This window comes from Rhodopirellula sp. SH410 (assembly GCF_055811895.1).
In genome coordinates this window covers 1,307,951-1,321,290 of record NZ_CM147949.1, presented here as the reverse complement: position 1 = coordinate 1,321,290, position 13,340 = coordinate 1,307,951, and the positions used below count along the sequence as shown (strand labels likewise).

The window sequence follows — 13,340 nt, the reverse complement described above, 5'->3', positions numbered from 1 at the left end:
GGAGGATTTCGGACAGGACCATGGTCCCGCCCTACGTCAATCTACCAAGGAATCGCCGCCCGCAGCAATTTCATTTGCGTCCTGGCCAGCAATTTCGCCGCGGTAGCGACATGCCTCGAGAAAGGATTCGAGCAACACCTGGGCGGCGATCGCGTCAATTCGTTGTTTTGTTTTCTTACGCGTCGTCTTGGCTTGCCGGATTCTCTGGTTCGCCGCGACCGTGGTAAATCGTTCGTCAAACAGCCGCGTCGGCAATTGGGTCACCTCGCTCAGCCACAGTGCGAACTTGCGTGCTTGCGTGCTTTTGTCACTCTCGCCACCATCGCAGTGGATCGGCAACCCGACGACCCACGCGGCAACGCGTTCCTCGGCAGCGAGCTTCTGAAAATACTGCTCGTCGGCCTCGTATCCCCCCGCGTCGGGCTGGGTGACGGTGTGCACCTCAAGCGGACTGGCCAAAATCCGATCGGGATCGCAGACGGCGATCCCAATTCGGACGGTGCCGTAATCCACTGCCGCGATGCGGCCGTGGGCAGGAAACGAATTGTCGATTGGGAGTGGAAGCATGTTCATGAGCACGAGTGAAGTGCAGGTTCGCGAGGTTGTCAACGGTGAATTGACGAGGGCTGAACGAAGTGATTGGAAAATTCGGTAAATTGCTGCGTTGACGCTTGGCACCCCGTTGATGAAACTAGGGGGCCTCCGCTGCTTGGGCAATGTGTCAACGATTGTAGCCAGACGGCTCCGCCCGTCCGGGCTGATTCGCCGCTGAACTGCCCGCAACGGGCGGAGCCGTCGGTCGACAATGGACGATCACACCTTACTTATTTCATCCTAGAACACTGCATGATCACCTTGGACAAACGACGTCGAAAAAAACTGCAAGCTGTCGTCGACAAAGACTACTCCTACCGTTCCTACTGGGACGACGACGTCGAAGTTCGCACAACGGGCAAATGTGGACACGGTGTTTTTGCTGTGCGTCAGTTCCTGCCAGGCGAATTGGTGATGGAGGTTACCGGCCAACTGATCAGCAAAAAAGACTACGAAGGCAGCGAATATGTGATGGATTTGGATACCAAATGGTATCTGGAGCCCAGCATGCCCGGTGCGTTCATGAACCACTCCTGCAGCCCAAATTGCGAATTAATCCAACTGACGAAAACGTCGCTTGGGGTGGTCGCGATTTGCAATATCGAAGCGGAGACGCAGTTGACGTTTGATTACGCCTGGGAAGCCTTCGATTGGAATCCCCGCTGCCGCTGCGGTGCGCGGAATTGTCGGGGCTGGGTGGTGTCTGAGGACGAGCTCAAGAAGATGAAACGGCTGGCCAAGAAACGCAAAAAGAAATCGAGCTAGCCCTGTACCTGTGTCGCTGATTTACCTGGACTTCAGTCGAACGACGCCGATGGCCCCCTCGGTCATTGAGTCGATGCAGGCCTTTTGGTCAACGCATTTCATGCTGCCGTCTCAATCGCATGTGCACGCTTCGGCGGTTAGCGAGGCGATTGAGAGCGCCCGAGAAAACGTTTCGCTGGTGCTCGGTTGCGACCCCTTCGAGGTCGTTTTCACCAGCGGCGGGACCGAAGCCAATAATCTCGGCGTGCTCGGGGCGGCGATGATTTGTCATGCGGGCAGCGATTCGCGAGACCAAAACCCTAGGTTTCCCTGCAACTCCGACGTGCCACCGCCTCACGCTTTGGTCTCCGAAGTCGAAGACGAATCGGTGATTGCGGCGGCCAAGCACCTCCGGCTACTCGGGTGGCGGGTGGATTGGGTCCCCTGTGACAGTCAGGGACGGGTCTCGGTGGAGGCGTTTGCGTCGCGGTTTGAACCCACGACACGCCTGGCGTGCCTCCAACTGGCCAATTCCGTCGTGGGAACGATCCAGCCGATCCGAGAGCTTGCTGATCGTTGCCACAGCCGTGGGATCCGACTTCACTGCGACGCCACCGCAGCGGTGGGACGCATCCCGGTCGACGTGCACCAGCTGCGCGTCGATACGCTGTCACTGACCGCGCACAAGTTCTACGGCCCCAAGGGAAGTGGCGCGTTGTTTGTTCGCCGCGGGCTGGACCTGCATTCGATTTCATTCGGAGAGCCCCGTGAGATGGGCATGCGTGCGGGCAGCGAAAACGTGCCCGGCATCGTTGGCCTCGGGGCCGCTGCCGCGATGACCGCCCGCTGTGTTGACGAAGCCCAGGCGACACTGCAAGAACTTTGCCAACGACTCATCGATGGGCTGCGTTCGACGCTCGATAGCCGCATTGAGGTGTTGTCCGAGCATGTCGACCGACTGCCCAACACGGTCGCCATCGAACTGACCTCCGAAGCGAAACGAGTTCAGAAGGCCGCGCGACAGATTGTCGTTGCGGCGGCGCAGTCAGAAAGCCCACCCGACGAGATCACACGCGTGCTCCGCGCGATCGGGCGAACCGAGCAACAGATCGGTCGCACGGTTCGGTGTTCAGTCGGATGGACAACCAGTCGCGAACAGATCGACCGCGCCGTCGACCTGATTGCCGAAGCCTGCGAGTACGCGTCACATTCGTAATCCCGCTCTGTCTCCGATGAGATTGACGTGGACGTTACCATCGATTTCGCGACCGATTTCGCGACAGGCACAATTCATTCGGGTGCGGCGTCTTCGAGGGATCATCCGACAACGGGGATCGCGGAGCACCACGCACGGATTGGAAAAATCCTAGCCCGGGTCGGGATACTCAACGATAATATTGCTGTTCAGCCCGCCGCGAGGTGTCCAGCGACTCTCCACCCGCAGTCGGCGTGGCTGAACGATGGCCACGAAGTCGTCGAGGATGCGGTTGGTGACCGCTTCATAAAAAATACCCTCGTTGCGAAAACGCTGCAGATACATTTTGAGGCTCTTCAGCTCCACACAAACCTGGTCTGGCACATACGTGAAGACGATCACGCCGTAGTCAGGTTGCCCCGTTTTGGGGCATACCGAGGTGAACTCAGGGCAATGATGTTCGATCGAGAAGTTTCGTTGCGGCGCCGGATTGTCGAATACTTCCAACAGATCACGGAAATCAGAGGGTTGGGAATTCACTGAGAGAGGGTCAAACGTGAGAGGATGAGGAACACGCCCCCAGCGTGAGCCGAACATCGGCAAACAGGGGAACGAGGTGTTGTTGTACTCGGATGGATCGCCTCGAAAAGGGGACTCGAGACGCGGATTATTTACCGATGCAGAATCGGCTGAAGACGCGATCGAGCAGATCGTCGGTGTAGACCTCGCCAGTGACGTCGCCGATGGCGGACGCAGCGGCGCGAATTTCCGCCGCGACGAGCTCGTGGCCTGCCTGCGACGCGGTCATTTCGATCGCCCTCCCGATGGCGCCGCTGGCGGCGGTGAGCGAATCGCGGCAGCGGGCCGCTGTGCCGATCACGCCACCGGTCTCGGTGGGATCGCAGCGTTCGGCAGCGTCTAATATCCGGGCTTGCAACGCACCGATGCCGGTGCCCGTCAGTGTACTGGTCGCCAGGATCGGGACCCCCAAACTGTTTACCGAATCAGACCACGATGGTGGCCCAGAGGCTAAGTCCGTTTTCGTCAGCACGAGCCAGTGCTCGATCGATGCCTTATAGCCCCCGGAGGCATCGAGGGCGTTTTTCAGTTGCTCCAGTGCACTGTCTGGATTCAGGTCACTCGCATCGACACACCACAAACAGATATCCGCCCGGGATGCTGCCTCGATCGCCTGCGTTTGTGCCTTGGCGAGCACTGCCGAGTCCGGTTCATGCTCAGCACGCCACTCGATCCCTGCTGTATCGGTCATCCGAATCGAGTGGCCGTCGACTTCGAAGTTCACTGAAATACTGTCGCGAGTGGTCCCCGCCTGCGCGGTGACGATGGCAGACTCAGTGCCTGAAAGAGCATTCAGTAGGCAGCTTTTGCCGGCGTTGGGGAGACCACGCAAGACAATTTCAAGTGCGGACTGGGATGCGGATCGTTCGCGAAGCTGTTCGGCGGTCAATGACAATCGCTCACGGAGCTCGCCGAGTCGTTGAAGCAAATGCTCGTCCGTGACGAACTCGATGTCCTCGTCGACAAAATCGAGTCCGGCTTCGACATCCGCGAGCAGGTCGAGTAACTCACTGCGGGCCGCTTGCAGGGGCCGCGATAAGTTTCCGGCCAACTGCGAGAGTGCTTGATCGAGCGTGTCCGGATCCTCGGCGTCAATCACACCGAGGACCGCTTCGGCTTGCGGCAAATCCATACGCCCAGCCAGAAAAGCACGCATCGTGAACTCACCGGCGCGAGCCGCCCTCGCTCCGGCCTCGATCAACCGATCGACAACGGCATCGAGCAGCGGAAGCGATCCGATCAGGTGCAGTTCCGCCGAGGGCTGGCCGGTGTAGCTGCGCGGGGTTGGCCAGAGCAGCACGCTGATGTCCAGCGCCCCCAGCGCGCCGCCTAAGTCCAACGACGCCGAGAAACGCCGCGAATGAGCATCGCATTGATCCCCAGACAGCAACGCGACCCGTTGCAAAATCGGCACGACGCAGTCACCCGAGATCCGCACAATGCCGCGCGCCGCAGGGGCGAGCGGCGAGGCGATCGCTACGATTGTGTCGTCAACAGTGAACTGGCGAATGGGAAGAATCCTGATGGAGATCGCTGGCCGGGAGCGTGAGACGGTCCGTTATACACAATTCGAGCAACCGTTTTCGGGCCGCAGGCCTATTGGTCAGGGCTAAGGTGCGAGTGCGAATCGTGCGGTTCGCTGTTATTCACCTCGCAATCGCCGTTGTTTAGCATGTTGGGCAGCATTGGGAAACGCGGTGCACCCAGGTTGTTGCACGCGATGGACGACACCTTGCTACGCTCTGTCGTCCATGGGCACGTTCCACCCTGGGACCCGCCCCACAGTGAAGTACGCTTCCGTCGGATGAGCTCCTGAATATCCGACCAGGCGCCAATCAGGCTGGACCGTCTGTGCAATGCGACTAAGATCACTGAAGACACTATTTCCGCAGGACACTACTGTATGTATGTAAGCCGATCATCCATGAACCATGCCATTCAACTCTTGCTGCCCATCATCCTTTGGGGAGTGTTCGTTCCGTGCGCAAACGCGCAGGCGACAAAGCAATCACTGCTCTGGGAAAGCTCGGTGCCGTTGCCAACAGCCGCGGAACTGCCGGTTGTTCAGGATGCTGAATTTCACGTCATCAAGAAGTGGGACAAGGCAGCGGACGGCTATACCTTTCTGCATGGGGTGGGCCTGACCTGGCACAAGGACAAACTCTACGCTTCATTCGGCCATAACAAAGGGGCTGAAAACACCGTTTCGGAGGAAGCACAGTACCGCGTCAGTGAAGACGATGGGAAGTCATGGGGGCCGCTGCACGTCATCGACGCGGGGGACGAAGAGAATCTTGCCGTCAGCCATGGGGTCTTCCTTTCGCACGAAGGAAAACTCTGGGCTTTCCAGGGGTCGTATTACGGGAAAATGCAGGACGTCCACACACGCGGCTACGAACTCGACGAGAATACAGGCGAATGGAAAAAACTGGGCGTGGTCGTGAAGAATGGCTTTTGGCCAATGAACGCGCCGGTACAAATGGCCGACGGGAACTGGATCATGCCCGGCTTCAGTGCCGGCCCCTATTCGGGTGATCGTGTCTTCCCTGCGGCGGTCGCGATCAGTCACGGTGACGACTTCTCGAAGTGGGACTACATCGAGATCCCGGTTGCAGATGAGGTCCAGCGAATGTGGGGTGAGTCAGCGATCTTTGTAGACGGAAAAACGATCTACAACATCGCAAGGTATGGCGGTGGCGCCGTGGCGCTCGTCGCAGTGAGCGACGACTTTGGACGCAGTTGGTCTCCTTCATCAGTCAGCAATCTGCCGATGACGACGTCCAAGCCCGCAGCGGGAGTGCTTAGCACCGGCGAACGCTATCTACTTTGCACGACCGCAAAGAACAATGGTGGCAGCCGGTCTCCACTGACGATTGCGTTGTCAGAACCTGGCAAGAACCACTTCAGTAAAGTCTTTGTCATCCGTCGATCGCTGCATGAGGGACTCGCGGGGGAATCCAACAACCGCTTGAGCCTGTCTTACCCTTGCGCTGCCGAACACGATGGCAAACTCTATGTCGGCTACTCCAACAATGGTGGCCGAGGCAGCAACCTAAACAGTGCCGAACTGGCCGTGATCCCGATTGCGTCACTCAGAATGGCAAGTGAATGACGGGTTCCCGAGACGCTGAGTGATCCCGTGAAGCGAAGCATACGTGTGGAAGTGAGCCAGACCGGTGTCGGTACTGCTGCACCGCAACCGGTGCCGGTTGTCCAGTCTCCCCTCTCCCCCACGCTTCGTGGAGGAGAGGGGAGACCGGGACGTTTTTGCTTCGCTTGGAATCAAAATGCAAGGCAGGGTAATAGCGTCACCCCCAAAGATTTAGCGGGCCAGGGGCGCGCCCCGCCGATCTAGCAGGGAACGTTTTATCACCATCGTTTCTTCGCCCGTCACAGACGTAGAAAGACTTTGCGGCGATACATCCATAAGATGATCAGCCAGAGGATCAACAGGACGAGGGCTCGTTTCATCAGAGGAATCCACAAGTCACCGAAAATGGCAAAGATGTCCTGGCCCAGGTGAATCTGAAGCTGATTACGGATGAAGGAGGTGCTCAGTTGAAACAGGCAGTAAAGGGTGATGGGGTTGAGGCCAACGATGATCAGCGGGAAGGCAAGGCGTTTGAATGCCAACCCATCGACGAGCGCGACCATGACCGCGAGCATGATGGCCACGAACCCTGTGCTGTAGAGCGTCCATGCGGGGGTCCAGATGCGTTTGACAATCGGGCAAATACCGGTGCGGTCGAGCAGCAGCCCCATGGCGATGCCGAGCACGCCTGCGAGGACGAGCCGCATCAGTTTGCCGGACATGGGCAGGTCGCTACGCAGCAGACGACCTGCGAGCAGGCCAAAGGTCATTGTGGCCAGCGAGGGGATGAAATTAAGTGTCGCGTAGCCGCCCCGGTTAAAGATGAAAGGTTCGCCGCGTGGAAAGAGGTTCAGGAACCAGACATCGAAGTTGGACGCGAAGTTGGCATTCTTTTCCCAATGGGCCGCGAAGCCGGTCAACCGATCCCACTGCTCAGAGACGCCCACTGCCTGCCAATCAAAGTCCGCGGGCGGCAGCGGATAGAGGGCAAACGCCAACCAGTAGAGCACCAAAATTGAAAAGGCGGCGATCCATGTGGTGCGGGATTTGGTGAACGCGAGCAGGAATAGCAGCGGATAGCCCAGTCCGATCTGGGCCAGGACATTGGTGAAGACCCAATTGGTCTGGTTGCTCCAAGCGGAAGAAAGAAACACGGCCAGCAGGACCAGCAGTAGCGACCGCCAGAGAGCATGCGTCAACATCAGCTGAAAGCTCTGGCCGCGCGCACTTCGACTGGCCAGCGACCAGGGCAGTGCGATGCCCACCATGAACATGAAGGCCGCCTGAATCAGGTCCCAGAGGGCACAACCTGCCCATTGCACGTGATCGCTTTGGTGGCCGAGAAGCTGCCAGACGGAGCTGTCAGGAAACTCCTTTGCGATCTCGGCCAACCCCAGCCCGCCACTGGCCATCAGAAGCATGATCGCGCCCCGGTAGGCATCGAGCGACGCCAGTCGCGCAGGAGCAGCAGCCCGTTCGGGCGCCGGAACTGCAGGCATCGGAACTGCAGGCATCGGAACTGCAGGCGACAGAACTGCAGGCGACTTAGGGGCGTCAGGAATCACGGGTTACTTCCGGCGGTGAGGGTGGGTGGGGGCAACTGCGTGAGCGGCGGGAGGTACATGTGCGGCCGCGCATCGAGCTGGACCGCCACGGGGTCGAACACTTGCACGCCCGACAACAGCGTGCCCCAGTCTTGGCGAGATTCACATCACAGGTCACCGGTATGAATCCCGCCGACTGCGGCCTTTCACAATCGACTCGATAGGCCAACCGGCCGCGTCGCGCGGCTGCGGAGGACCATCATACCCTCAAGGCTGGAGCTTCGCAGGCGGATCAAGGACTTGGTGATTCCCCCTGTGGCATCCTGCTCAAACATCTCGTTCGTAGGCGCGTCCTTTTCAGAAACATCCTCACCGGAGAACCGTCCATGCGCGTCGTCCGGGTGCGCCCACACGTTGCGGCGATGACGGTGAGCACTCGCGGCGATCGTCTGCACGCACCGCGGCCGCTTGCAACTGAAGTCGGTTGCCCAGTTGTACTACAATCGACACCCCAAGGGCTGACGAGAGACGCACCGTCGCCGGCAACGATTCAATGGCTCGCCGGCGCAAACTTCAACAAGGACCGACGATGAAACGAATACTACGATATGCAGCGATGATGGTGCTAATGACCCCATGCAGTCTGGTCGTCCTGGCCGACGACGCCACCTCGCGGGCGAAACACCGCGAGATCAATCAAATCGCGATGGCACCCGAGTCGCGTGTGGTCGCGATCACGAATGCTCGATTGATCGACGGCAACGGCGGACCTCCAATCGAGAACGCCTGTGTCATTGTACGGGGTGACAAAATTGTCTTTGCGGGGCCGCAAACCGAGTCTCGTATCCCGAGGGAAGCGAGCACGTTTGACGCAGACGGGAAGTCCTTGTTGCCGGGACTGCTGGATTCACACTTTCATTCCCGCGACTCGGCTGACGGACCGATCCAGTACGAACTCAACAACGGCATTACCTCATTCCGAGATCCTGGCCATCCGTTCAAATTTTATCGCTGGTTAGGGAGCAACCCTTTGACGGTCCCCCGCATCTTTCTCTGCGGCGGTCATCTCGATGCCGCCCCGCCAGCGTGGCCGCAGCAAGCAGTTGTCATCGAGACCCCCGAGCAAGCTGCCGAAGCCGTCGACGATCATGTGGCGCATGGGGCTTCGGCGATCAAGATCTACATGCGTTTGCCGGTCGAGCACATCGCGGCAGCTTGCGATGCGGCCGATCGGCATGGCATTCCGGTCACCGCGCACCTGGAACTCGTCAGGGCCGACGCAGCAATCCAGGCAGGGGTCGACGGCATCGAACATGTCACCTCGTTCGGAACCGCATTGGCTGACCCAAAGCAGGCGAGGATCTTTGAGGAAGTCGTCGGGAATGACTCCAATGCACGTCGCGAGTGGCGGCCCCGGCTATGGAGCAATATTGAACTGGACAACAATCCAAGGCTGCGGCCGTTACTGGACCAACTCATCGAGCAAGGTACTTTCGTCTCGCCGACGCTGGCCATCTTCGAGGCCCGTGCTGGAGAGAAGGACGCCACGCCAGTGGCCAGTTCTGCGTTTGCAAACATGCTTCGGTTTGTCCAGCATTGTCATCGGCACGGAGTAAAGATAGTCGTCGGCTCACACACCTCAGCTCCATTTGCCGGCACCGGCAAAGCCTATCTTCGAGAAGTCGAACTGATGGTCGAAGCGGGCATGACACCGCTCGAAGTCATCACAGCGGCAACCAAGACGAACAGTGAGTTCTTCGGTGTGCAGGATCGCTTGGGCACAATCGAACCCGGCAAATTGGCAGACCTCATCATCGTGGATGGAGCCCCCGACGAGACCGTTGGCGATCTCGATCATGTCACCCGCGTCATGCTCGGCGGCAACTGGATTGAGCCTCAAAAATGACAAACACCGAATCCAAACTGCGTTACCCCAATGCATGGATTCCGGCAACGCTCGCGATTGACCGAATGTCACTGCATCCAGATTGGTGAGCTGCCGTCGCGTTTATGATTGCGCAGCGTCGGCGTCCCCGTACATGGCGGAATCAAGGATCACGGGCTGGCAGCCGATGCTGCATGTCGCTCTCGTTGTCCTTACCCTCGAAATTCCGGCCCGACGAAGGTAACGATTGCCCCCACGATGACCTCGAATTCGATCGGCTGCTCGTCCATCAATTCACCATCGAGCGTGAATCTCATCGGTGGTTGCGAGTGCAAGCGAAACCGTTTGGCTTTGCGAAAGAGTACTTGTTCACTTTCGAGGAATTGGCCGGTGAGGTTCTTCGCAACGATATCCACCATATCCAGGACGGTGCCGTCGCGAATGATGATGACGTCAAACATGCCGTCCGAAGGCGAGGCTTCGGGGGCGACTTCGATGCGTCCTGCATTGGTCTTTCCATTGGCGATCAATACCGCCCACGTATCGAGATTTTCGATCCGTTGATCATCGAGTTCGGCAGTGATCCGGTAGCTCTGCATGTCGGCCAGGACACCAATGGCTCCACGCACGTAGCACATCGCTCCCCAGCGTGATTTGATCTCGTCGGTTAACTCTTCGGACACGCGAACGCAGTTGCCCCCGGCGGCAACGTTGGAACAATATCGATCCCAACCATCTCCATGAACGTGGATCACATCCATGGCCCGGGCGATGCCGTGATGGATCACCGCGACAGCCGCTTCGACCTCGTCGGGAATGCGCAGTGTTCCGGCAAAATCGTTGGCCGTTCCCAAAGGCACGATCGCCATCTTGGGGCGACTGAGCGGTTCGATTTGCATCATGCCATTGACGACTGCGTGCACCGTCCCGTCGCCACCTGCGGCAACGACCGTCTCCCCGCCCGCAGCCACGAAACGTTGAATCTCATAGGCAATCTCGACCTCGCGATTGAGCTCGACCCAGGTTGTCTCGTCCGCGGCGAGCGCCGTGCGAAGTGCATTGATCTGCGAGGCTTTCCCAGCGTTCTGGTTGTAAAAGACGAGTTGTTTCATGATCGCGGCTGCTGTTTGGCTTGAGAATGAGGGATAGCGCGGGCCACCAACCAACACAGCAGTGCCCAGACCAGGCCAGCGGCCCAGCCCGCCAGGATATCCGTTGGATAATGCACCCCCATGTACACGCGGCTGATGCCGACCAACACGGTCAACAGCACCGCCGCGGCAATGACATAAAATCGAATCCAGAAACTTCGCAAAAACGGGGCCACCAAAACGGCGAGCGTGAGATACACGATCGCCGACATCATCGAATGCCCGCTGGGAAAACTATTGGTATAAACCTGCGAAAGATGCGGTACGATATCCGGGCGTGGACGATCAAAAAAATGCTTCATCCACAGGCTCGCGAACATGCCACCGAGCGTCGAGACCAACAACACGACGAGCATCCGATAGGCACCGTGGATCGCGAGGAAGCCAGCAGCTCCCGCAATTGCCAGTAACAGGACGGCAATCCCACCCAGGGCCGTCAGATCGCGCCCGACCTCAGCCAGCCAAACTGGACCAATCGGGCGAGCCAAGTCGTCGGCGTGCCGGAGACTGCGAACGGCCCACCGATCGAGCGACTGCGTGTCACCCTCAAGCACTTCGTCGGTGATCGCGATGAACCCCCAACTGCCTAACAGCACCACCAAGAGCACCAGCAGCACGATCGGTTCACGCCCCCACAGAAAGCGTACGAAACGATGCAACCAGTTCGGGCGAGGCGTGGGAGGGGGTGTGCTCATGGTGCGATGCTATTCAGCAATTATTGTGCCTAAAGAACGTCACCTGGCGGCGTGTTGATTCCATGAGCCGAGTCGCGTCAGCGGCCGGGTGGCTCGCGCTACCCGATGCCTCACCGCATTCGGTTCACCCTTGAACTCGGCGCGTTCTATTGTCTCGCGATCGCCAAGCACATCCGATCAAGTCGTTTCGTTTCACGGTGTGGGCATGGCGCCCATACTCTGGACGAGCGATTGCAATGTCTGCTCGCCGGCACGGATTTGCAGATCAATTTGCAGGTGTGCCAGTGGCACGCCTGCGATTTGATCGGTCGCGATCTTGACGGCATCCTTATGCGTGCAGAGGATCCGCTCGACAGCACCGACGGCTTGCAGTGAATCAATCCATGCTCGCAGAGCCTGCCGCGTTTCGCGGTCGTAGGGATGATGGTCCGCTAACTTGTAGTGCCCAGCGATCCGGCCGCCGCAGTCCCGGACGGTCTTTTCAAACGCATCCGGATTGCCGATGGCAGAAATGAGAGCAACGGAGCGTCCGCGGAGCGATTCGATCGGCTCACTCTCGCCACGATCCCGCTGGATCTTGGATGGGGCGTGGGAAGTTTCGATCAACGGCCGATCGCCGAGGTAGGAGCGAAGCTTCGATTGCAGTGCCGTGAGCGACTGTGTGTCGACCTGATCCGTCCGCGTGAGGATCACCGCATCGGCGCGGCGAAGGCTGCTGACGGGTTCCCGCAGGTAGCCACGCGGCAACATGTATCCAAATCCAAAGGGGCAGGTCGCGTCGACAACCACGAGATCGAGGTCACGATGCAGGCGGCGATGCTGAAAGCCATCGTCCATGATCAGCACCTCGGCCTCGAGTTCCTCGACAGCGATGCGTGCCGCCTCGACGCGATCGGCGTGTTGCACATGCGGCACATCGGGCAATCGCTCGGCCATCTCCAGGGCCTCGTCGTTGATTCCGCTATCACCAGCACCGTAGCCGCGACTAATGATCGCAACCCGCCGTCCGAGCAGGCGGAGGCGTCCGCAGAGGTCGCAAACGACTGGCGTTTTGCCCGTACCACCGGTCGTCAGGTTACCCACACTGATGACAGGCACATCGACGTGATTGACCGTCGCCCGCCCGCTGTCATATCGAAATCGGCGGACCCGCGAGCCAACTCCATAAAAGAGGCTGGCCGAACGCAGACCGAGCCGCGTCGAACTCGCCAGCAGGCCCGTGGTCTGTCCGCTGAGCAGAGCGCGATGATCAAAGCTCCGCGGCGAAGGCTTATCGCGGTTGTCGGGGTGCTGCGGTTGAGCTGGACGAGTTGCCATGAAGTTCACGCTTGTGGGAGGCTACCAAGGTAACGAATCGGCCTTGTTGTAACAGCCGCCCATCGCTCGATACCAGCTTGCGAAGCCAGGTGATCCGGCCGGCGCGTCGCCCGTGTGGAACAACCGCCTCGACTTGCGTGATCACGTGAACCACCTCGTCAAAAAAAATCGGGTTCTCGAATTGCCAATCCATGATCCCCACCAGGGCGAGCGTTGCTGCGCGTGGATGCTCAATGGATAGGCCGGCGAGCACACTCAGCCCCAATAGCCCGTGAGCGACGGGCTCCCCGAACGGAGACTGCAGCAGTTTCTGCTGCCCACCTGCTGGCAGGGAGGAGAGGTGCAAGGGATCAAAATCACCCGTCAGCGAGGAAAAACTCGCGACGTCTTCTGTAGTGATTCGACGCGATGGACTCTTCCAACACTGCCCCTCGACCAGGTCTTCGTAGTACAGAGTCACGCCGCTGGTACGCGATTGAGTCGAAAACGCATTATCAGGCGGGTCAGAGCGAAACGTCGAAGTCGTCATGGAAGAGCGTGCATTC

Annotated in this window: 12 protein-coding genes; 4 read left to right on the top strand and 8 right to left on the bottom strand. The window is 59.1% G+C overall.

The window, feature by feature from the left end:
• Positions 1–36: 36 nt before the first annotated feature.
• Entirely contained in the window at positions 37–567 is a 531-nt protein-coding gene (gene ruvX, locus SH410x_RS05075; protein WP_473675204.1) for a Holliday junction resolvase RuvX, read from the bottom strand.
• Positions 568–846: 279 nt separating this feature from the next.
• Here ruvX and SH410x_RS05070 point away from each other — a divergent pair, with 279 nt between their 5' ends.
• Positions 847–1,359 (top strand): SET domain-containing protein, encoded by a 513-nt coding sequence (locus SH410x_RS05070; protein ID WP_473675202.1) that lies wholly within the window; start codon positions 847–849, stop codon positions 1,357–1,359.
• 10 nt (positions 1,360–1,369) lie between these two features.
• On the top strand, positions 1,370–2,554 hold the full coding sequence (locus SH410x_RS05065; RefSeq protein WP_473675200.1) for a cysteine desulfurase family protein: 1,185 nt from the start codon (positions 1,370–1,372) through the stop codon (positions 2,552–2,554).
• Between the two features lie 150 nt (positions 2,555–2,704).
• Here the strand turns inward: SH410x_RS05065 and queF are convergent, their stop codons facing one another.
• The gene (gene queF, locus SH410x_RS05060) at positions 2,705–3,073 is read right to left on the bottom strand and encodes a preQ(1) synthase (protein WP_473675198.1); all 369 of its coding nucleotides are present in this window, start codon (positions 3,071–3,073) and stop codon (positions 2,705–2,707) included.
• 127 nt (positions 3,074–3,200) lie between these two features.
• The gene (locus SH410x_RS05055; RefSeq protein ID WP_473677246.1) at positions 3,201–4,586 is read right to left on the bottom strand and encodes a tRNA modification GTPase; all 1,386 of its coding nucleotides are present in this window, start codon (positions 4,584–4,586) and stop codon (positions 3,201–3,203) included.
• Positions 4,587–5,036: 450 nt separating this feature from the next.
• Between SH410x_RS05055 and SH410x_RS05050 the strand changes: the two genes are divergently transcribed.
• Positions 5,037–6,224: a sialidase family protein gene (locus SH410x_RS05050; protein WP_473675196.1), complete on the top strand. Its 1,188-nt coding sequence runs from the start codon at positions 5,037–5,039 to the stop codon at positions 6,222–6,224.
• A 278-nt stretch (positions 6,225–6,502) separates the two neighbouring features.
• Here the strand turns inward: SH410x_RS05050 and SH410x_RS05045 are convergent, their stop codons facing one another.
• Positions 6,503–7,768 (bottom strand): acyltransferase family protein, encoded by a 1,266-nt coding sequence (locus SH410x_RS05045; protein WP_473675194.1) that lies wholly within the window; start codon positions 7,766–7,768, stop codon positions 6,503–6,505.
• Positions 7,769–8,336: 568 nt separating this feature from the next.
• Here SH410x_RS05045 and SH410x_RS05040 point away from each other — a divergent pair.
• Positions 8,337–9,653 carry an amidohydrolase family protein gene (locus SH410x_RS05040; protein ID WP_473675192.1) on the top strand — a complete coding sequence of 439 codons (1,317 nt, stop codon included), beginning with the start codon at positions 8,337–8,339 and terminating at the stop codon, positions 9,651–9,653.
• Between the two features lie 191 nt (positions 9,654–9,844).
• Here the strand turns inward: SH410x_RS05040 and SH410x_RS05035 are convergent, their stop codons facing one another.
• The 4 genes from SH410x_RS05035 to SH410x_RS05020 form a co-directional block, all read right to left on the bottom strand.
• Entirely contained in the window at positions 9,845–10,744 is a 900-nt protein-coding gene (locus tag SH410x_RS05035) for a diacylglycerol/lipid kinase family protein (RefSeq protein WP_473675190.1), read from the bottom strand.
• Complete coding sequence (locus tag SH410x_RS05030) at positions 10,741–11,478, bottom strand: phosphatase PAP2 family protein (RefSeq protein WP_473675188.1); 738 nt, start codon at positions 11,476–11,478, stop codon at positions 10,741–10,743. Before SH410x_RS05030 ends, SH410x_RS05035 begins: the two co-directional genes overlap by 4 nt.
• A 192-nt stretch (positions 11,479–11,670) precedes the next feature.
• On the bottom strand, positions 11,671–12,795 hold the full coding sequence (gene lpxK / locus SH410x_RS05025) for a tetraacyldisaccharide 4'-kinase (RefSeq protein WP_473675186.1): 1,125 nt from the start codon (positions 12,793–12,795) through the stop codon (positions 11,671–11,673).
• Positions 12,749–13,324, bottom strand: coding sequence for a MaoC family dehydratase (locus SH410x_RS05020; RefSeq protein ID WP_473675184.1), 576 nt, complete (start codon positions 13,322–13,324; stop codon positions 12,749–12,751). Before SH410x_RS05020 ends, lpxK begins: the two co-directional genes overlap by 47 nt.
• Positions 13,325–13,340 lie beyond the last annotated feature (16 nt).